Here is a 20,216-nt window from a genome sequence, read left to right on the forward strand (position 1 = left end):
AAATGTTTAAAAAAGAAAATTTTAAAAATTATCATTTATTTTTATTTATCATTCTTGCATATTCGTTTAGTGTTTTATGTAGATTTTATTGGGTTTGGTGGGCAAGTGATTTTGATGAGTTTTATTTTAATCATCAATTAATGATTATGTCTAATGATGGCTATGTCTTTGCTGAAGGTGCAAGAGATATGTTAGCAGGCTTTCATCAGCCAAATGATTTAAGTTATTATGGTTCTTCGCTTTCGACTTTGACTTATTATATTTATAAATTTACTCCTTTTAGCTTTGAAATTATTATTTTGTATATGAGTACTTTTTTCTCTTCTTTGATTGTCATTCCTATTATTTTAATTGCCAATGAATACAAACAACCTTTAATGGGACTTATCGCTGCCACTTTAGCTAGTATTGCAAATAGTTATTATAATCGCACGATGAGTGGGTATTATGATACGGATATGCTTGTGATTGTTTTACCAATGTTTGTATTGTTTTTTATTATTCGTTTGGTTATACATAAGGATTTATTATCACTCATTTTGCTTCCTATTACGATGATTTTTTATCTTTGGTGGTATCCATCAAGTTATACTTTAAATTGTGCTTTTATGGGGCTTTTTTTAATTTACACTTATGTCTTTCACCGAAAAGATAATATAGCCTATCTGGCAATTATTTTTATGATGATAGCTCTTGCGCCTTTTGCTTGGTTCTATCAGTTAGCTTTGTTGGCTTTGATTTTTGCTTTATTTGCTTTTAAAAATGAGTGGTTTAAAATTAGACTTATTGCTATTTTAGGGGCTTTGACTTTAATATTATTGATTTTTAGCGGAGGACTTGATCCTATTATTTATCAATTGCAGTTTTATATTTTTAAAAATGATGCCATAGGAAATTTGGCTCAAAATTTCGTTTATTTTAATGTTAATGAAACTATTCAGGAGGTTGGGGATATTGATTGGACGGTTTTTATGCAAAGAATTAGCACTAACGAGCTTACTTTTATCATTGCCTTTATCGGTCTTATTTGGCTTTTAAGGGAACATAAAAGTATGATTTTAGCTTTGCCAATGTTAGCGCTTGGATTTTTAGCACTTAAAGGTGGACTTAGATTTACGATTTATGCTGTGCCTATTATGGCTTTAGGTTATGGTTATATTGGTGTTAAAATCTTGAATTTTATACAAAATATAGAGCTTAAAAAAGAAGAAAAAATAAGAAAATATCAACTTTTTTCTTTAATCTTGTTTGCACTTTGTTCTGTTGTTTATTTAGTATTGAATTTATTTTATACCACCTATTTTAATTCCTTATTGCTTGCCTTTATTTTATTATTTTGTTTTATGGTAGCGATTATGGAATTTTTGATTCAAAAAAAACAAAAACGAGTAAAAATTGCTACCTTATCGTTTCTTTTTAGTTTGGGTTTAGTATTTGGCTTAAAACATATCTATGAATACAAAGCTCCTAGTGTGTTTATTCAAAGTGAAACCGAAATTCTTAATAGGCTTAAAGGTATAGCGGATAGGGAAGATTATGTTGTGGCTTGGTGGGATTATGGTTATCCTATCCGTTATTATAGCGATGTAAAAACTTTGGTTGATGGGGGAAAGCATTTGGGTAAGGATAATTTCTTTCCTTCTTTTGTTTTAAGCAAAGATCAAATTTCGGCTGCAAATATGGCAAGACTTAGTGTTGAATATACAGAAAAAGGTTTTTATGCTCCACAAAATGATATTTTAAGAAATGATCTCTTGCAAGCTATGATGAAAGATTGTAATGCTAGCAATGTTGATTTATTTTTATACGATTTAAGGGATAAGAATTATAATATTTCAACACCAAAAACGCGAGATGTCTATATTTATATGCCAGCAAGAATGATGAATATTTTTTCTACTGTTGCAACTTTTTCAAATATTGATTTAAGCACAGGAGAGGTAAATCCTTTTATATTTAGAGTTACAAGAGCTGTGCTTCAAAATAATGGAGAATTTATACTTAGTGATGGATCTAAGCTTTCTGAAGATTTTAGAATTTGGAGAGATGATGAGAATAATACTTATGCGGTAAAAGAAATTATCGAGATAAATTCTGTAACAACTGGCGATTATAAGGTTACTCCTATGGATACACAAGGTAAAGTTTATGTCTTTTTCTTAAAAGAGCAATTTCAAACCGCGCAAGGTCAATTTATCATTATGGATGAAAAAATGTTTAATAGTGCTTTTGTTCAAATGTTTTTCTTTAACAATTATGATAAAGATTTGTATGATTTGATTATTAATGATAAAAATGCAAAGGTTTTTAAAATAAAAAAATGAGAGTAGGGTTTTTATCTCACGCAGGGGCAAGCATATATCATTTTAGAATGCCTATAATAAAGGCTTTGATAGCTAGAGGAGATGAGGTTTTTATCATTGTGCCGCAAGATGAATACACGCAAAAATTAAAGGATTTAAATTTAAATGTTGTCATTTATGATCTTTCAAGAGCGAGCTTGAATCCTTTTGTGGTTTTTAAAAATTTTTTACATCTTAAAAATGTTTTAAAAAGCTTAAATTTAGATCTTTTACAAAGTGGGGCACATAAAAGTAATACCTTTGGTTTAATCGCAGCAAAATTTGCAAAAATTCCTTATAAAATTGGGCTTGTTGAAGGGCTTGGATCTTTTTATATCGAGCAAGGTTTTAAGGAAAATTTGGTGCGTTTTATCATTAATACTCTTTATAAATTAAGCTTTAAAATCGCTGATTGTTTTATCTTTGTCAATTCTTCAAATGCTGATTTTATGCGAAATTTAGGACTTAAGGAAAATAAAATTTGTGTGATTAAATCTGTGGGTATTAATCTTAAAAAATTCTTTCCTATGAGAGTAGAAAAGGAAGCTAAAAAAGCTTTTTGGCGTAATTTAAATATCGATGAAAAGCCTATTATTTTAATGATAGCAAGAGCTTTGTGGCATAAGGGTGTAAAAGAATTTTATGAAAGCGCAGAGCTTTTAAAAGATAGAGCAAATTTTGTTTTAGTAGGTGGAAGAGATGATAATCCTTCTTGTGCGAGTTTGAAATTTTTAACTTCTGGTAAAGCGCATTATTTGGGTGCTAGAAGCGATATAGTGGAGCTTTTGCAAAATTGTGATATTTTTGTTTTACCAAGCTATAAAGAGGGTTTTCCCGTAAGCGTTTTGGAGGCTAAGGCTTGTGGAAAGGCTATTGTGGTAAGTGAGTGTGAAGGCTGCGTGGAAGCGATTTCAAACGCTTATGATGGACTTTGGGCCAAAACTAAAGATAGTAAGGACTTAGCACAAAAAATCGAGCTTTTGTTGGTCGATAAAAATTTAAGAATGAATTTGGGTAAAAATGCAGCTAAAGATGCGTTAAATTACGATGAAAACGAAATTGCAAAGACTTATTTAAAACTTTATGAAAAGGTGATGAAAAATGTATGAAAAATTTTTAAAAAGAATGCTTGATTTTTGCTTAGCTTTAATTCTCCTGATGCTTTTTTCACCCCTTATTATTATTACCGCTTTGCTTTTAAAAATTACTCAAGGCAGTGTAATTTTTACTCAAAACCGTCCAGGACTTAATGAAAAAATCTTTAAAATTTATAAATTTAAAACAATGAGTGATGAAAAAGACGAAAATGGGGAATTGCTTAGCGATGAATTGCGTTTAAAGGCCTTTGGAAAAATCGTTAGAAGCTTAAGTTTAGATGAATTACCGCAACTTTTTAATGTCTTAAAAGGTGATATGAGTTTTGTAGGACCTAGACCACTTTTAGTGGAATATCTACCTCTTTATAATGAAGAGCAAAAACTCCGCCATAAAGTGCGTCCAGGCATTACAGGCTGGGCGCAAGTAAATGGTAGAAATGCTATTTCTTGGCAGAAAAAATTTGAACTTGATGTGTATTATATTAGAAATATTTCTTTTTTGCTTGATTTAAAAATTATATTTTTAACTGCGTTAAAGGTTTTAAAAAGAAGTGGAGTGAGTAAAGAAGGGTGCGTGACAACGGAGAAATTTAATGGAAAGAACTAAAAAAATTTACATTTATGGTGCGAGTGGACATGGGCTTGTTTGTGCTGATGTGGCTATGAGTTTGGGCTATGAAGAATGTATTTTTTTAGATGATAATAAGGGTAAAAAATTTGAAAGTTCTTTGCCAAAATACGATATTTTTGTAGCTATTGGGGATAATAAAATAAGAAAAAAAATTTACGAAAAGCTTTTGCAAAATGGCTTTAAAATTGTAAATCTTATCCATAAAAGTGCGATTATCAGTCAAAGTGCGGATATAAAAGAAAATGCAGGAATTTTAATAATGCCTTTGGTAGTGGTTAATGCAAAGGCAAAGATTGAAAAAGGTGTGATTTTAAACACTTCAAGTGTGATCGAGCATGAATGCGTGGTGGGCGAGTTTTCCCATGTAAGCGTTGGGGCTAAGTGTGCAGGAAATGTGAAAATTGGCAAAAATTGTTTTTTGGGGATTAATTCTTGTGTCTTACCGAATTTAAGTTTGGCAGATGATAGTATTTTAGGCGGTGGAGCGACTTTGATTAAAGATCAATTTGAAAAAGGCATTTTTGTAGGAGTGCCTGCAAAAAGGATGTAAGTGGGTTTTGAATATACCTTTTTGATTGATTTTGTAAGATATCCTTCGCCTTTAGGGTGGATTATTATGAATTTACTCACTATATATCTAATATACTATACACTTCCTTTAAAGAATTCTCTTAAACATAAAATGCTTTTTAAAATTAAAATGAATCCAAATTCTAAGTCTGGCAAGCTTGTAAAATATACCGGCATTGCCATATTTTTTAGTGGGTTAATAGGAATTTGGCGTAATTTTGAAGGCTTTTATCAACTTCCTTTTTTCTTTGAGTTAGAAAATGAAAATTTAAAAGCACTTTGGAGTTTGCAGATATCGGTTTCTTCCATGATAACGGGTATATTTTTATTGCTTTTTTCTGTTGTAAATTTGATGGTAGTTTGCGAAGATGGAATTTATATTCCAACTACACACAATTTGTTTTATAAAAAATTTATAAAACGAGAAGATTTAGAAATTTTTGAAGAAAAGAAAGAATTTTTAAAAAAATTTCAAACTTGTCTTATCATTAAAGCAAAAAACGAAACACTTGAATGTTTTGAAAGTATGTATAAAAAAGAAGACTTAGAAAAACTCAAAATTTGGTATGAAAATAAACTTTGATTGTAAAAAGAATTTTAGCGTTTGATTCTTAGCAAATTATTTTAGATAAAATACATCATTTTAGTAAAATCACTTTTTATAATAAAGGATAAAAAATGAGGTTTTTTCTTTCTCCTCCACATATGGGCGGCAATGAGTTAAAATATATAGAAGAAGTGTTTAAAAGTAATTATATAGCTCCTTTGGGCGAATTTGTAAATCGTTTTGAGGAGAGTGTAAAAGAGTATTCTAAATGTGAAAATGCTTTGGCGTTAAATTCAGCTACCGCGGCTTTGCATTTGGCTTTAAGAGTAGCAGGAGTAAAACAAGATGATATTGTTTTGGCTTCATCTTTTACTTTTATTGCTTCAGTAGCTCCTATTTGTTATCTTAAGGCAAGACCTATTTTTATAGATTGTGATGAGACTTTTAATATCGACATTGATTTGCTAAAACTTGCCATTAAGGAATGCGAAAAAAAACCAAAGGCTTTGATTTTGACTCATCTTTATGGCAATGCGGCTAAAATGGATGAGATTATCCAAGTTTGCGAAAAAGAAAATATTATTCTAATCGAAGATGCGGCTGAGGCTTTAGGAAGTTTTTATAAAGGCAAAGCTTTGGGAACTTTTGGAGAATTTGGTGCTTATTCTTATAATGGCAATAAAATTATCACCACTTCAGGCGGTGGAATGCTTGTAGGTAAAGATAAAGCAAAAATTGAAAAAGCGAGATTTTATAGTACTCAAGCAAGGGAAAATTGTTTACATTATGAGCATTTAGATTATGGTTATAATTACCGCTTAAGCAATGTTTTAGGCGCTATTGGCGTAGCACAGATGGAAGTTTTAGAACAAAGAGTGCTTAAAAAAAGAGAAATTTATGAGTGGTATAAAGAATTTTTAGGGGACAAATTAGTCTTTTTAGATGAACTGCCAAATTCAAGAAGCAATCGTTGGTTAAGCACGGCTTTGATTGATTTTGATAAAAATGAAATGAATGCTTATCAAAAATGTATAGAAATTTCAAAAAAAGATTTAAAGTTGCATTCAAAAATTTCAAAGCTTATAGATGATCTTAAGAAGGAACAAATTGAAACGCGTCCCCTTTGGAAAAGTATGCATATGCAAGAAGTGTTTAAGGGTGCCAAAGCTTATGTTAATGGCAATAGTGAGCTCTTTTTTCAAAAAGGAATTTGCTTGCCAAGTGGTACTGCGATGAGTAAAGATGATGTGTGCGAAATTTCAGATTTGATTTTAAAAAGCATTGAAGGATAAGAATGAATTTAACTTTTTATAAAAGCAAAAGATTGATTTTTTTTCTTTGCTGCGATGTTTTCTTGTTTCTTTTATCGATTTTTTTGGCTTTTTCTTTGCGTTTTAGTGGAGATATTCCTGATATTTTTTATGAAGGTATGATTAAAGCTGGGCTTATTTTACTTGTTTTAAAAATAACTTTTTTATTCATTTTTAGAATTTATAAAGTAGCGTGGAGGTTTTTTTCTTTAAATGAGGCAAGAAAAATTTTCTTTGCCTTGGCCCTAGCAGAGCTTTGTTTTTTGGGAATTTTTTATTTTTATGGAGATTTTTTTAATCCTTTTCCGCGAAGTGTAATTGGTATAGATTTTGTACTTTCTTATATGTTTATAGGAACTTTAAGAATTTCAAAAAGAATGTTTGTTGATTTTAGACATTCTAATTTGATTGATGAAGAAAATCCTTGCATTGTTGTGGGTGCAACCTCTAAGGCTTTGCATCTATTAAAAGGTGCAAAAGAGGGATCTTTGGGGCTTTTTCCTATTGCAGTGGTTGATGAGAGAAAAGAGCTAATTGGAACATATTGCGATAAATTCATTGTAGAAGAAAAAGAAAAAATCAAAGATTATGCTAAAGATGGAATTAAAACGGCTATCATTGCTTTAAAATTGGAGCAAGAAGAATTAAAAAAGCTTTTCGATGAACTGATTTCGTATGGTATTAGTGATGTTAAAATATTTTCTTTCACAAGAAATGAGGCTAGAGATATCAGTATAGAAGATTTGCTTGCTAGAAAGCCAAAAGATTTAGATGATAGGGTAGTGGCAACTTTTTTAAAGGATAAGGTTGTTTTGGTAAGTGGAGCAGGGGGTACTATAGGCAGTGAGCTTTGCAAGCAATGCATTAAATTTGGCGTTAAACATCTTATAATGCTAGATCATAGTGAGTTTAATCTTTATAAAATCAATGAAGATTTAAGTTTGCATAAAGAAAAAATCACTCCTGTAATGCTTAGTATTTTAGACGAAGAAAGTTTAAATGAAGTATTAAAAGAATACAAGCCAGATCTTATCTTGCATGCTGCTGCTTACAAGCATGTCCCACTTTGCGAGCAAAATCCACATTCTGCCGTGCTTAATAATATTTTGGGGACAAAAATTTTAACCGATGTGGCCAAGAAAAATGGGGTTAAAAAATTTGTGATGATAAGTACAGATAAAGCGGTGCGTCCTACAAGTATAATGGGCTGCACTAAAAGGGTTTGCGAGCTTTATACTTTAAATTCAAGTGATGAAAATTTTGAAGTTTCAAGTGTGCGTTTTGGCAATGTTTTGGGTTCTAGTGGGAGTGTGATACCTAAATTTAAAGCGCAAATTGCAAATAACGAACCTTTGACTTTAACTCATCCTGATATAGTGCGTTATTTTATGCTAGTTAGTGAAGCCGTTCAGCTTGTTTTACAAGCAGCGGCTATTGCTAAAGGTGGGGAGCTTTTTGTGCTTGATATGGGTGAGCCTGTGAAGATTATAGATTTGGCTAAAAAAATGCTTATGCTTTCAAATAAAAACGATTTAGAGATCAAAATCACAGGACTTAGAAAAGGTGAAAAACTTTTTGAAGAACTTTTGATTAACGAAAATGATGTGAGAACTCAATATGAAAGTATTTTCGCAACAACAAGTCAAAAGGTAGATTTGCAGATTTTAAATGATCAAATTCAAGCTTTGGTAAAAAGTGAAAATCCGGCTCAAATTCTAAAAACAATTGTGCCTGAATTTAATCACAATAAGGACGGAGATTATCAAGGATAAATTTTTATATTTACTTGATTAATAAGTTTAAAAAAGATAAAATTGCAAATTAAAATAAATTTTTGAATTTATGGAAAGGATTAGCGGTGAGAATGCTAGTTGTAGATGATAGTTCAACTATGAGAAGGATTATTAAAAATACGCTTTCAAGACTTGGACATGATGATGTTTTAGAGGCTGAACATGGACTTGAAGCTTGGGAAATTCTTGAAAAAGATGATACAATTAAGGTTTTAATTACTGATTGGAATATGCCAGAAATGAATGGTTTGGATCTTGTTAAAAAGGTTAGAGCGGATAAAAAATTTGAAGATATGCCTATCATTATGGTTACAACTGAGGGTGGAAAGGCCGAGGTTATTACCGCTTTAAAAGCAGGTGTGAATAATTATATTGTAAAGCCTTTTACTCCGCAAGTTTTAAAAGAAAAACTTGAAGATGTTTTAGGTACTAATGTGGGATAATTTTTGGGTTTTTAATTTAAAAATGCAATCTTATTATAATGAACTTTTTTTTAAAGTAGATATTGGTTTTTTGCCCTTTTTTGTCGATGTTGTTTTTGATTTAGGTATTGAAGCTATAGAAGAAAAAGATGGGGGAATTTATGTTAGATCTGATGAGAGTTTGGAAGATTTATTTTGGGCTTTAAATTGTTTGAAAGAAAAATTAGAAATACAAAAATCTCAAAAAATCAGTTTTGATATAAAATTAGAACAAAAAGAAAATAAAGATTGGATTGAAGAATATAAAAAAGGTGTTAATCCTATACAAATTGATAATTTTTATATACACACTACTTGGCAAGAACCAAAACAAAATTTAATTAATATACAAATCGATCCTGCCTTAGCCTTTGGCTCTGGTCATCACGAAAGTACACATTCTTGTATAAAGTTATTGCAAAAATATGCTAAAAAAGATATGCAAGTTTTAGATCTTGGTTGTGGAAGCGGAATTTTAAGTATAGTTCTAGCAAAATTAGGACTTAAGGTTGATGCTTGCGATACTGATGAATTAGCTATTTCGAGTACTTTATCTAATGCAAAATTAAATCATTTATCATTAAATCATTCTTGGATAGGTTCTATTGATAAAGCTACGATAAAATACGATTTGATTGTGGCAAATATCATAGCAGATGTGATTTTGATACTTGAAAAAGATTTAAAAAATAGTCTAAAAGATGGTGCTTATCTTATTCTTTCAGGAATTTTAGACAAATACGAAGAGAGAGTTAAGGATAAATTTAAGGATTTAAAATTGGTAGAAAGTTTAAAGGTCAATGAGTGGCTGAGTTTAGTTTATAAAAAGGAAGGTAATGAATAATACAAATAACAACAATAAAAACAATACCCCAAAAAACAATCCAAATAATTTTTTCAATAAAAATCCTATTTTGGTTTTTGCGATTTTTGGGATTATTATGGTGATACTTTTTAAGAGTTTTTCAGATGGTGATGGTGGTTTAAGCAGTGCAATGAATGGAACTGAAACGAGTAAAAATATCGCTTATTCTGAATTTAAAAAATTGGTTGAAAGTGGTCAGATCAATCAAGTTAGCATAGGGCAAACTACAATTAAAGCGGTTTCAAATTCTCTTAATACAATTTATATTGCTAAAAAAGTTAATGATCCAGAACTTGTGGCTTTGCTCGATAGCAAAAACATTGCTTATGGAGCATATTCTGAGACAAATTGGTTAAGTGATATTTTCTTTTCTTGGGTTTTACCCGTATTTATTTTCTTTGGAATTTGGATGTTTTTGGCAAGTCGTATGCAAAAAAATATGGGAAGTTCTATACTGGGTATAGGAAGTTCAAAAAAGCTTGTCAATTCAGAAAAGCCAAAGGTTAAATTCAATGATGTAGCAGGTGTGGAAGAGGCTAAAGAAGAAGTGAAAGAAATTGTGGATTTTCTTAAATTTCCTGAGAGATATATCAAACTTGGTGCTAAAATTCCAAAAGGACTTTTGCTTGTAGGACCTCCAGGCACAGGTAAAACTTTGCTTGCAAAAGCAGTTGCTGGTGAAGCTGATGTACCATTTTTTAGTGTTTCAGGCTCATCTTTTATAGAAATGTTTGTGGGCGTGGGTGCATCTCGTGTGAGGGATTTGTTTGAAAATGCAAAAAAAGAAGCACCGGCTATTGTTTTCATTGATGAAATTGATGCTATCGGTAAGAGTCGTGCGGCAAGTGGTATGATGGGCGGAAATGACGAAAGAGAGCAAACCCTAAATCAGCTTTTAGCCGAAATGGATGGTTTTGGTACTGAGAGTTCTCCAGTGATTGTTTTAGCAGCTACAAACCGCCCAGAGGTTTTAGATGCTGCGCTTTTAAGACCAGGAAGATTTGATAGACAAGTTTTAGTGGATAAGCCTGATTTTAAAGGCAGATGTGAAATTTTAAAAGTGCATATGAAAGATGTTAAAATTTCTCCAAATGTTAAGGTTGAAGATATTGCAAGACTTACAGCCGGACTTGCAGGGGCTGACTTGGCTAATATCATTAATGAAGCAGCGCTTTTGGCGGGCAGGGATTCTAAAAAATATGTAGAGCAAAATGATCTTGTAGAAGCGGTTGAAAGAGCTATAGCTGGGCTTGAGAAAAAATCACGCCGTATTAATGATAAAGAGAAAAAAATCGTGACTTATCATGAGTGCGGTCATGCATTAATTGCTGAAACAACAAAGGGTGCAAAACGCGTAAGTAAAGTTTCTGTGATCCCTCGCGGACTTGCAGCGCTTGGCTATACTTTAAATACCCCTGAAGAAAATAAATTTTTAATGCAAAAACATGAGTTGATCGCTGAAGTTGATGTGCTTTTGGGTGGTCGTGCCGCAGAAGAGGTTTTTATCGGTGAAATTTCAACTGGCGCAAGTAATGATCTTGAAAGAGCTACAGATATCATTAAAGCAATGATTTCTATGTATGGAATGAGTGAGATCGCTGGACTTATGGTTCTTGAAAAACAAAGAAATACATTTTTAAGTGGTGGGCAAACTATAAAAGATTATTCTGAAAAAATGGCAGAGTCTTTAGATGACTATGTTAAAAAAACTTTAGATGAGCGCTATAAAGATGTTAAAGAAACGCTTAGCACTTATAAAGGTGCGATTGAAACTATGGTTAGTGCACTTTATGAAGAAGAAACCATAGAAGGCACAAAAGTAAGAGAGATTATCAAAGAATACGAAGTGCAAAATAATCTTCCGAGCCGTTTGCAAATTATTGGCGAAGAAAATAAAGAAGAAAACAAAGAAAAATGAAAAATATGATTTTGGCAAGAGCAGGATATTTTAGTGTTATTGCTGTTTTTTTATTGTTTTTGCTGGTGCTGATTTTTTGGACTTTTTCATGGTTTTTGTTTTTATTGACTTTGTTTTTGATTTTTTTGTATAGAAATCCTTTGCGCGATAGATTTTGCATGGATAAAAAGGCTATATTATCACCAATTGATGGGCGCGTTGTCTATATAGGCAATGCTTATGATGAGAATTTGGGTGAGTGTGTAAGCCTTGTGATAAAAAATGCTTTTTATAATGTAGGGAGCATAAGATCTTGCGCAAAAGCAGAAATTCAAAATGTTAAGGTAAATCATGGTTTGTTTTTGTGTTCAGAAATTAAGTCTTCATCTTATTTGAATGAGAATATAAGACTTAATTTAAGCGTGTTGGATAAAGAAATGGCTATGATTATTTACGCGGGCTCTTTGGATAGAAAATTAAAATTGTATGATTTTTCTAAAGAGCTTGAAGCTTGCAATGAGCTTAGTTTTACTCACAATGGTAAAGTTTGTCTTTTATTACCAAAAGATACAAGGATTTTAGCAGGACTTGGCGATGAGATTAAAGCTTGTTCTTTGCTTGGATATTTTTCATAAAAGAAAGTGCGATGGATACTAAATTTAATTTCGCGTATATTTTGCCTAATCTTTTCACTGCTATTTCAGCTTTTTTAGGCGTGATTTCCATATTAGCTTCGGTGCAGGGTAAATACGGCGCGGCTTTATTTTATATTATTTTTTCTTTGATTTGCGATGGACTTGATGGACGCGTGGCAAGACTTACAAACACCACTTCTAAATTTGGAGTAGAATTTGATTCTTTAGCAGATTTGGTAGCTTTTGGAGTGGCTCCTGCTGTGCTTTTTTATATGGCAATAGGTTCTGAATTTGGAAGACTTGGTTCTTTAATCACAGCTTTTTTTGTTGTTTTTGGTGCAATCCGTTTAGCGAGGTTTAATGTCACTACAGGCACTTATGAGCCTTCTGTTTTCATAGGTCTCCCTATACCTACAGCGGCTGTGGTAAGTGCTATTTGGACTTTTTCTTTTTTAAGTTATGATTTTTTAAAACCTTATGGGGTCTTTTTTCTTATTTTACAAGCCATTTTAGCTCTTTTGATGGTAAGTAATATCCGCTATCCTAGTTTTAAAAAGGTTGATTTTGGTCGAGCGAATGTTTTAAGGGTTTTGGTGATACTTATGGTTTTTTGTTCTTTTTTATACCTTTATCCTTTGGAAAGTGTGGCTGTTATCGCTACAAGTTATGTATTTTATGGCATTTTAAGAGCAGTTTATACCATGTGTAGTGTGATTTTAAAAAAGACAAATAAAACTTTAAAAAAATAAACTTTAATATTCTTTTTTGGATTTAATAGATTTTTGTTTTTGATGGGTAAAGACGCCTATATATTTTTGTAATTTTTGGTGTTTTATTTATGCATTGCATAAGATAAATTTAAAAAAATTAAATTTATGTTTTTGTATATTTTTAAATACTATTTGCTTTGTGTGTTGATGAATTGAGTATGCACTCAATAGCCAAAGGAATTTAACTTCATATAACACAAAAGCAAGATAAAAAGATTTTTACTCGGTTTTAATAGTTAAAACAGTGAAATTGTAAATTTTTAGCCATAATTTCTTTATCGCAAAGTTAGATGAGTTAAAAGAAAAATTAGCAGAATTAAGGTGATGGCAAAATTATTTCATCACAATCTTTATTGCTCTATTTGCATTTATTGCAACGCAATATCAAAAAAACAGAAATTTATTTAATTATTGCTAGTGCTATAGGTATCATCGTTATGATGATTTTAATTTTAATCTTGCATATTAAGATTAAAAAAACAATACAAGAAATAGAAAAAACTAAAAAGGAGTAAAATGGGAATTTTTTGTTGTTAGTCTTCTTCTATTGGGTATTATAAGTATGGCTATTTGTGGAATTATTGTTATAAATAGCTACAAGTGAATTAATAGAGAAAGTTTTAATGGAATATAGCAATAGTTTTGGTTTTTTATCGGTATTTAAGTATTTTATTCATAGGCATTAAAACCACACTAGAATACTAAAATACAACAAAAAGGTAGAAAAATGGCAAATGCAAATTATGCTTCAAGCCCAAAATGGCTTCACTTTAACAAATGAGATGATTAATTCTTTAAAACAACTCTTTGGCGAAAAAATCAATGTGGTAGAACCTGACAATAACGATTAAAACCTTGCAAAGCAATTTAAGTCAAGTGGATACTATTAGATTGAAAAATATAGTTAATAAGCTTGAAAATAAAGAATTGAAATTTTACTCCAAAACCGAATTTACGAACAACTAAAACAAAAAGGCCATTAGTGGTAATTCATTATTCTGATGAGTTTTTAAATGATTTAAAAAACATTGCAGATTAATCTTCTTAGATAGCAAAGATAGAGTCTTGATTTTTATACAATAGGTAAAAGCTGAAATTCAAAAAATACCACAATGCCTTATAGATATCACAAATAAAGCTATTAATAAAAATCAATCTTTTGAAGTGCTTTAATTTCTTCTTGGCTAAATCCAGCCTTTAATCTCGCTTCTTCATTAATGCTTTTGCCTACAAGTGAGAATTGTTTGAATTTTTTGCATAAGTCGATAAATTGCTCATCGTCTTTTTTGGAAAAATTCCACCAAAAATCCCCTTTGCTCACATGTTTTATTTCATCATTTAAGATAATGTCTAGCACTTCTTTAAGATAGCTTTTTATAGGATGATTATTGCTTTGTAATTTTTTTTGTACAAAGGGATTAGCATCAAGTCCTTTAGCTTCTAAGCCACGATGAACCACTCCCATTCTTAAACTTAAAGAATCTTTTGTCGCTTTTAGAGCGAGTTCAAGATTATCGTGAGCGGCAAAATCTCCATATTTATAGCCAAGATCTTCTAAAGCTTTTTGTAAAAGCATAAAATGCTTGATTTCTTCATCTGCCACCTCAAGCCAATCTGTATAAAATTTTAATGGCAAATTTGTAAATCTATAACTTGCGTCAAGTGCTAAATTTATCGCACTAAATTCTATATGTGCAATAGAATGCAAGGTTTTTGCTAGTGCTTGAGTCGAGTTTGTAAATTTAGGTCTTCGTATCCTTGTGGGATGGACTAAGATTAAATCTTTTCTTGAATTATCTTTTAATATAGCTTTAAATTCGTGATTGAAAATTAAATTATTTTGTTTAAAATTTTCATAAAAATCGTTAAATTTATAGACTTTAGTTTGGAAATCTTGCTCGTAAAGTATATTTTCTAAAGTACTAAAAAATTCTTTTTTCATAACTTTTCTTTGAATGGATTTTAGATAAAATTATATTATTTTTCGTTAAAACTTGACTGATATTTTTATTTTTTAGTTATAATTTTCATTTAAAGGTTTTTTATGTTTTATTTAGAAACTCAATTAGAAGCGATTATGCTTTGGTCTATCACTTTACTTGCGGTTTTAAATCCTTTTGGAAATTTAACTCAATTTCTTGCTATGTGTGAAAACTTACCTACAAATTTGCGTCAGAAGCTTTTTAGAAATATTCTTTACACCGCTTGCATTATTGTTTTGATTTTTCTTATTTCTGGTCCTTATATCATGAAGTATATGTTTAGGATAGGACTTGATGATTTAAGGATAGCAGGTGGGCTTATTTTGGTGATTATGGCGATAAAAAATCTTTTATTTCAAGCTTCACAGGTAACTAAAACCTTTGATGGTTATCAGAGTTTAAGTGAAAAAGAATTGCTTAAACATTCTATCGTTCCTATGGCTTTTCCTATGCTTGTAGGACCTGGGACTTTATCAACTGTGATTGTGATATCTGAAGATAGTGGGATGCAAATAGCTATTGGTGCTGTGATTGCGGCTTTTGCTTTTATGTTTATTTTATTTCATTTTGCTGCTACGGTTGAAAAAGTTGTAGGGAAATTAATCTTACATGTATTTTCAAGAATTTCGCAAGTTTTTATCGTAGCTATGGGGGTTAAAATGATTATTGTGGGGATTATTAATATTTTTGCTAAATAAATTAAAATTCATTATTTTTTAACTGTGTTTTTATTTTAATTTGTAGTAGAGTTAATATAAAAATTATGAAATTTGTAAAATTTTAAGGTGGAAATCACCTTAAAATTTTTTAGAAGTATTTTCCGGCACTAAAATAAATTCTAGCTCTTGGTTTGCCATCTTTTACACCCAAGTCTTTATCTTCATAAGTGTGTAAAGCTCTAGCGGCATCAAGTTTGGCATAAAAGCTTCCCGGTTTGATGTATAAAAGCTCAAGTCCAAAAGCATCCATAAACAAATCATCTCCATATGCGTGTTTATTAAACCAAGCATAGCCTATATCATAAAATGGAGTGATATAAAAATTTGGTATAGGCGAAGTAAAACGCAAGCCAAAATTTCCAATGATAGCATTATCTCTATCGGCTTCACCGTTTCTATAAGCTCTTACTCCATAAGGTCCACCTAAAGACATAGTTTCTGAAGAGTCAAGTTTGGCGCCATTGATAACTTGTTGGTAAGAAATGGTGGCTACATGGGTAAGTAAAGGGTGGAAAAAATAAGAGTTATTGATATTAACATTAAGTTTTGCAAATTGTCCTAAAAATCTTTGTTGTTGATTTGCATATCTTACATTATCATTGTCACCTATTACAGTTCCGTGAGTGATGATAGCACTATAAGAAAAATTATTATTGCTTAAGCCGTTATAAGTTCCTTCTATACCAAATTTATAAGCAAAACTGTGTTTAAAAGTGTCATTTGGCCAAAATCCCCAAATCATCATATAGTCTTTTAAATCCCTATAAGCAAAACCACTGGTTAGATATAAAGATGCTGTTGTGGTTAAAAATACAGGATAAGAAACATTAACTGTTAAATCTTTTGAAGTTCCAGAAATTCCCATATCTTCAAGTTCTCCACCCAAAGCATAACTTCCTTGAGAATAACCTGTGGTAACTTTAAAATTTCCATAAAAAGTTGTATAGCTGATGCCATAGTTGGTTTGTTGCTCATCGCTTCTTTGCAAGAAAACGCTTCCGCTATCACCTTGTCTTGCGACATTGTTGAAAGTTACATTGATACCTCCGCGGTATATCCCCGCACCTTGTGAGCCATAGTTATCGCCATAAACCATAGCACTTACTTTTTGAGTTTGCTCTACATTGATAACAATATCAGTTTCTCCGTAATTTTCACCCGCTTGAAGTGCAGCTAAAGCTTCTACTCCATACATTTCATTTACTCTATAAACAGAATCTTCTATGGTTTTTATGGTAATGATTTTACCTTTTAGTTTTTGATTTAATTTACTTTCTATAGCATAGTCTCTTGTACCGGTTTGATTATTAATAATGTATTTTCCTAAAACTCCTAAAGCGATATTTACTTGAATACTGTCTGTTAGCTCTTGTTGTGGAACATAAGCAGTTGCTGATGGATAGCCATTGATTTGAAAAAAGTAGGAAATGATGTTTGAAATATCTTGAAGATCTTTAATTTCAAACTTTTTTGTTCTAAAGTCTATTAATAATTCTTGGAGTTCTTCTTCGCTTACTTTTAGACTTTCAAAAGTTTCTCCTTCATTGTCGATATGAAATTTATATTTTGTTATTATTGGTTTTTGATTTTGACTACTGGGAGTTTTGGTTTGATTATTTTCTTGATTTTTAATAGGGGCATTTTTTGTTTTTAAGGTGTTATTTAAGTTTTTATTTTGTGGGACATTTTTATAAGGAGAATTCTCTATCATATCGCTATATTCGCGGTCGATTGAGTAATCATTTGCATTTGCAACAAATTTAGAAATATCCATTTCGCTTTGTTCTTGCGATGCTTGCGCAAATAAACAATTGCCGAGCAATATAGGGATAATTAATAGTTTTTTCATTTCTTACAACCTTTTCAAATTAAATTTTAACTAATAAACAACAAAGCTAATATTATATCATATAAAATAAATATTTATTATTTTTTTTAAAATATTTATAAAATATTAGAAAAGTTATTTACTTTTCTAATATCTATAATTTTTTAGATGATATTCATATAAATGATCGTGCCATTTTCATTAGTTTCAAGTGTATATTTGAGCTTGTTTAATTTTTTATTGCTCAAATTAGGAATCATCTTAGTGCTAAATTGTTTAGTATTTTTACTCATTGTAGTAAGTAAACTTTTTAGATTATTTATATCCAAAGCCCTACCTTCAATATCTGTAAAACCAGCTTTACTTTCGATGATTTTGATTTTTGTACCTTTTTTGACATTAAAATTATCTTTGGTATACAAATTTAATGCACCTTGACTAGATAAATTTAAGGCTGTAGAGTTTGAAACTATCATTGCTTTATTTATATCAATATCTTTAGAAAGAATGAAGGTATAATGTTCGAAATTATTTATAGTATTAGCCACTACATTAGAATCAACAATGAAATGATTACCTTTTGTGAAAGCACTTGATGATGGAGTGATTGCAGAAGTGTAATTTTCAGTGTTTTCGCTCTCTGTTACAGTTTGATTGAAACTTCCGCTAATGTTATTGATAATAGTGCCTTGAAAGATATTATGAGTTCCACCCATGTATAAGGTATTATCACTTGAAGAATTTGCATTTGTTCGTGTTAGGTGAGCAGATGGAGCGATGTAAATTTGGCTATTATTGTGATATTCATCAATATTTAAATTGGTAATGGCAAGTATATTATCATGACTTTTTTCACCAAGTCCTGCAGTTATCACAATAATACCTTCTCTTTTGTCTGATGCTGTTCCTAAGGTAATATTATTAAGATACATTTTATTATACATAACTTCTTTATCTCCGCGAATAACATAAATGTTTTCTCTTGCTGCAGAAGAATAATCTTTGAGATTGACAAGATTGTTATTAGAAAGTTCATTTGCTCTAATGGATACTTTTGAGGCAATGAAGGTAGAACTAATTGAGCTTATGCTTTGAACGCCATTGTAATTAATAGCATTGTTTGTTAGAGTTTGTGCTTCAATTACTGAATTTAATGCTTTAGAGGATTTTACATCTCGCAAAACAATGCTGTTTGAATCTGCACTATCTGCGTAATATTTTTGGTTTTGCATCATCCTTTTTTCAACTGCATAAATATAAAACGGAAGTGCTGTATTGATATTTGAAATATTTATTTTGTTGTTATTTGCTTGACCTTGTTTGGTATTAGCGGCTACAAGTTGAATTCTATCTTGGTGATTTTCGGGCATATCCTCTGAAGTGAGATTATGTCTTATGTTGATAGAATTACCACTTGCTCCTTTTGTGGCATATCCACCATATAAAGTGAATTCATTTTTTCCTAAGAAATTTTCGTGAGCTTTGATGGAGTGTTGAAGATTGGCTTCTATGGTATTATTATTAGCTTCACCATCAATGGCATAACCTCCGTAAAATTCAACCAATCCTGAAACTTTGACAGATGCATTAAGTGCAAGGATGGTTTGCAAATCATTAATGATGATTTTATTTCCTATGGCATTTCCACGACTAGTTCTACCACCCCAAAATATTTCATTTGCTATTGCATCATAGGCTAGGGGAGTTCCTGAACTATCTACCCTTAGGTCAAGGTTTAAGCTATTGATTTCTATGGTGTTATTTATAGCATTGCAAGGTTTTAATTTACCTGTGCAAATTCCACCAACAATATGTGCAGCTGCGAGAGTTGAATAAGCAAATGCAGGACCATGAACATTGATTTTGGAGCCATTAAAAGTAACTTTGTTATTTTTTACATCAGAATTATAAGAAAGCCCACCTATAATATGCATTATTCTTTCATCGTATTTTCTTATATTATTAATTTGCGTGAATTTACTAGCATGAAAATCAATGGCAGAATCTTTTTGAAAAATGACTTTATTGTTATGTACTTCTCCGGCTAAAGATATGCCACCTACTACATAAGGTGCACCATTAAGTGGTAAGGCATAGGTATTTTCAACCCCCATATTAATATAGCCATTTTCTTTAATTTCAATGGTATTATCATAAGATTCCCCTTTTTTTGTAAATCCTGCAGTGATGAGATAATCAAATCTATCATCATTTTCTGTACGAGCTGGAGTAGGAACTTCTTTATCCGTTGGTTTTAGAAAATATACAGAACTAAGTTCCCCATCAGCTATAATAAGATTATTAGAATACACATCTCCCCCATTAGAAAATGCACTTACTAAAAAAGGTATATAAACGGCTTTTTGCACTCGTGTAAATTCTGTTCCTTCTTCAATATTATTCCCATCTGGAGATATTTTTTCATCTGTAAAATCGGGATTAAGAATTTCTAGTTTATAAGGAAGATCTTTTGTTGTATATCCTGGAGTTTTTGGATTATTATAAATTAAAGTGATATCGTTAATCTTTCCATTGCTTTTTATACCATAATAATTTTTTCCATTTAAGCGATTGAAAGTATTGGTATTTTCATTATATACTTGTTCATTGGTGTATTTATGTTTTGGAATTATATAGGTGTTTTGTTCTTGTAAAATTCCTTGTTCAGCAGCATTTGCTTGAGATAAAAAGAAAACTGTAGGTAGAGATAAAGACAAGAAAATTTTGCCAACTTTATTTCTTTTCATTGATTTGCTCCTTTTGAAAATA

The 20,216-nt window shown here is 30.9% G+C and carries 16 protein-coding genes; 13 read left to right on the forward strand and 3 right to left on the reverse strand.

The window, feature by feature from the left end:
* Positions 1–2 precede the first annotated feature (2 nt).
* The 12 genes from AAH949_RS01590 to pssA all read left to right on the forward strand — a co-directional run bounded on the left by AAH949_RS01590 (position 3) and on the right by pssA (position 12,897).
* On the forward strand, positions 3–2,324 hold the full coding sequence (locus AAH949_RS01590) for an STT3 domain-containing protein (RefSeq protein WP_348518776.1): 2,322 nt from the start codon (positions 3–5) through the stop codon (positions 2,322–2,324).
* A complete protein-coding gene (gene pglA, locus AAH949_RS01595) occupies positions 2,321–3,451 on the forward strand; it encodes a N,N'-diacetylbacillosaminyl-diphospho-undecaprenol alpha-1,3-N-acetylgalactosaminyltransferase (protein ID WP_134237632.1) in 1,131 nt (376 codons plus the stop codon). The genes AAH949_RS01590 and pglA overlap by 4 nt, the downstream gene beginning before the upstream one ends.
* Positions 3,444–4,046: an undecaprenyl phosphate N,N'-diacetylbacillosamine 1-phosphate transferase gene (gene pglC / locus AAH949_RS01600; protein ID WP_348518777.1), complete on the forward strand. Its 603-nt coding sequence runs from the start codon at positions 3,444–3,446 to the stop codon at positions 4,044–4,046. Before pglA ends, pglC begins: the two co-directional genes overlap by 8 nt.
* Positions 4,033–4,620: a UDP-N-acetylbacillosamine N-acetyltransferase gene (gene pglD / locus AAH949_RS01605; protein WP_134237634.1), complete on the forward strand. Its 588-nt coding sequence runs from the start codon at positions 4,033–4,035 to the stop codon at positions 4,618–4,620. The genes pglC and pglD overlap by 14 nt, the downstream gene beginning before the upstream one ends.
* A gap of 66 nt (positions 4,621–4,686) precedes the next feature.
* On the forward strand, positions 4,687–5,223 hold the full coding sequence (locus tag AAH949_RS01610; RefSeq protein ID WP_348519176.1) for a hypothetical protein: 537 nt from the start codon (positions 4,687–4,689) through the stop codon (positions 5,221–5,223).
* 95 nt (positions 5,224–5,318) lie between these two features.
* On the forward strand, positions 5,319–6,479 hold the full coding sequence (gene pglE / locus AAH949_RS01615; protein WP_348518778.1) for a UDP-N-acetylbacillosamine transaminase: 1,161 nt from the start codon (positions 5,319–5,321) through the stop codon (positions 6,477–6,479).
* 2 nt (positions 6,480–6,481) lie between these two features.
* Positions 6,482–8,269: a UDP-N-acetylglucosamine 4,6-dehydratase (configuration-retaining) gene (gene pglF, locus AAH949_RS01620; RefSeq protein ID WP_348518779.1), complete on the forward strand. Its 1,788-nt coding sequence runs from the start codon at positions 6,482–6,484 to the stop codon at positions 8,267–8,269.
* 86 nt (positions 8,270–8,355) lie between these two features.
* A complete protein-coding gene (locus AAH949_RS01625) occupies positions 8,356–8,733 on the forward strand; it encodes a chemotaxis response regulator CheY (protein ID WP_134237637.1) in 378 nt (125 codons plus the stop codon).
* A gap of 22 nt (positions 8,734–8,755) precedes the next feature.
* The gene (locus tag AAH949_RS01630; protein ID WP_348519177.1) at positions 8,756–9,595 is read left to right on the forward strand and encodes a 50S ribosomal protein L11 methyltransferase; all 840 of its coding nucleotides are present in this window, start codon (positions 8,756–8,758) and stop codon (positions 9,593–9,595) included.
* Positions 9,588–11,534: an ATP-dependent zinc metalloprotease FtsH gene (gene ftsH, locus AAH949_RS01635; RefSeq protein WP_348518780.1), complete on the forward strand. Its 1,947-nt coding sequence runs from the start codon at positions 9,588–9,590 to the stop codon at positions 11,532–11,534. The genes AAH949_RS01630 and ftsH overlap by 8 nt, the downstream gene beginning before the upstream one ends.
* Positions 11,531–12,148 (forward strand): phosphatidylserine decarboxylase, encoded by a 618-nt coding sequence (locus tag AAH949_RS01640; RefSeq protein WP_134237639.1) that lies wholly within the window; start codon positions 11,531–11,533, stop codon positions 12,146–12,148. Before ftsH ends, AAH949_RS01640 begins: the two co-directional genes overlap by 4 nt.
* 11 nt (positions 12,149–12,159) lie before the next feature.
* Positions 12,160–12,897: a CDP-diacylglycerol--serine O-phosphatidyltransferase gene (gene pssA, locus AAH949_RS01645; RefSeq protein ID WP_134237640.1), complete on the forward strand. Its 738-nt coding sequence runs from the start codon at positions 12,160–12,162 to the stop codon at positions 12,895–12,897.
* A gap of 1,162 nt (positions 12,898–14,059) precedes the next feature.
* Here pssA and AAH949_RS01650 read toward each other — a convergent pair.
* Complete coding sequence (locus tag AAH949_RS01650) at positions 14,060–14,860, reverse strand: ferritin-like domain-containing protein (RefSeq protein ID WP_348518781.1); 801 nt, start codon at positions 14,858–14,860, stop codon at positions 14,060–14,062.
* A gap of 102 nt (positions 14,861–14,962) precedes the next feature.
* Between AAH949_RS01650 and AAH949_RS01655 the strand changes: the two genes are divergently transcribed.
* Positions 14,963–15,598, forward strand: coding sequence for a MarC family protein (locus tag AAH949_RS01655; protein WP_134237642.1), 636 nt, complete (start codon positions 14,963–14,965; stop codon positions 15,596–15,598).
* A 109-nt stretch (positions 15,599–15,707) separates the two neighbouring features.
* On the opposite strand, the gene AAH949_RS01660 is transcribed toward AAH949_RS01655, so the two are convergent.
* The gene (locus AAH949_RS01660) at positions 15,708–17,468 is read right to left on the reverse strand and encodes a ShlB/FhaC/HecB family hemolysin secretion/activation protein (protein ID WP_348518782.1); all 1,761 of its coding nucleotides are present in this window, start codon (positions 17,466–17,468) and stop codon (positions 15,708–15,710) included.
* A gap of 143 nt (positions 17,469–17,611) precedes the next feature.
* Positions 17,612–20,194, reverse strand: a complete 2,583-nt coding sequence (locus AAH949_RS01665; RefSeq protein WP_348518783.1) for a hypothetical protein — start codon at positions 20,192–20,194, stop codon at positions 17,612–17,614.
* Between the last annotated feature and the right edge of the window lie 22 nt (positions 20,195–20,216).

It is taken from the genome of Campylobacter sp. CCS1377 (genome assembly GCF_040008265.1).
In the GTDB taxonomy this organism is placed as follows: domain Bacteria; phylum Campylobacterota; class Campylobacteria; order Campylobacterales; family Campylobacteraceae; genus Campylobacter_D.

What these genes read in the sequence shown, in the direction of transcription:
- AAH949_RS01640 (WP_134237639.1), top strand. Translation starts at nt 11,531, where the DNA reads ATGAAAAATATGATTTTGGCAAGAGCAGGATATTTTAGTGTTATTGCT.
- AAH949_RS01660 (WP_348518782.1), bottom strand. Translation starts at nt 17,468, where the DNA reads ATGAAAAAACTATTAATTATCCCTATATTGCTCGGCAATTGTTTATTT.
- pssA (WP_134237640.1), top strand. Translation starts at nt 12,160, where the DNA reads ATGGATACTAAATTTAATTTCGCGTATATTTTGCCTAATCTTTTCACT.
- AAH949_RS01610 (WP_348519176.1), top strand. Translation starts at nt 4,687, where the DNA reads ATGAATTTACTCACTATATATCTAATATACTATACACTTCCTTTAAAG.
- pglA (WP_134237632.1), top strand. Translation starts at nt 2,321, where the DNA reads ATGAGAGTAGGGTTTTTATCTCACGCAGGGGCAAGCATATATCATTTT.
- AAH949_RS01665 (WP_348518783.1), bottom strand. Translation starts at nt 20,194, where the DNA reads ATGAAAAGAAATAAAGTTGGCAAAATTTTCTTGTCTTTATCTCTACCT.
- pglF (WP_348518779.1), top strand. Translation starts at nt 6,482, where the DNA reads ATGAATTTAACTTTTTATAAAAGCAAAAGATTGATTTTTTTTCTTTGC.
- AAH949_RS01630 (WP_348519177.1), top strand. Translation starts at nt 8,756, where the DNA reads ATGCAATCTTATTATAATGAACTTTTTTTTAAAGTAGATATTGGTTTT.
- pglC (WP_348518777.1), top strand. Translation starts at nt 3,444, where the DNA reads ATGTATGAAAAATTTTTAAAAAGAATGCTTGATTTTTGCTTAGCTTTA.
- AAH949_RS01650 (WP_348518781.1), bottom strand. Translation starts at nt 14,860, where the DNA reads ATGAAAAAAGAATTTTTTAGTACTTTAGAAAATATACTTTACGAGCAA.
- pglE (WP_348518778.1), top strand. Translation starts at nt 5,319, where the DNA reads ATGAGGTTTTTTCTTTCTCCTCCACATATGGGCGGCAATGAGTTAAAA.
- AAH949_RS01590 (WP_348518776.1), top strand. Translation starts at nt 3, where the DNA reads ATGTTTAAAAAAGAAAATTTTAAAAATTATCATTTATTTTTATTTATC.
- AAH949_RS01655 (WP_134237642.1), top strand. Translation starts at nt 14,963, where the DNA reads ATGTTTTATTTAGAAACTCAATTAGAAGCGATTATGCTTTGGTCTATC.
- pglD (WP_134237634.1), top strand. Translation starts at nt 4,033, where the DNA reads ATGGAAAGAACTAAAAAAATTTACATTTATGGTGCGAGTGGACATGGG.
- ftsH (WP_348518780.1), top strand. Translation starts at nt 9,588, where the DNA reads ATGAATAATACAAATAACAACAATAAAAACAATACCCCAAAAAACAAT.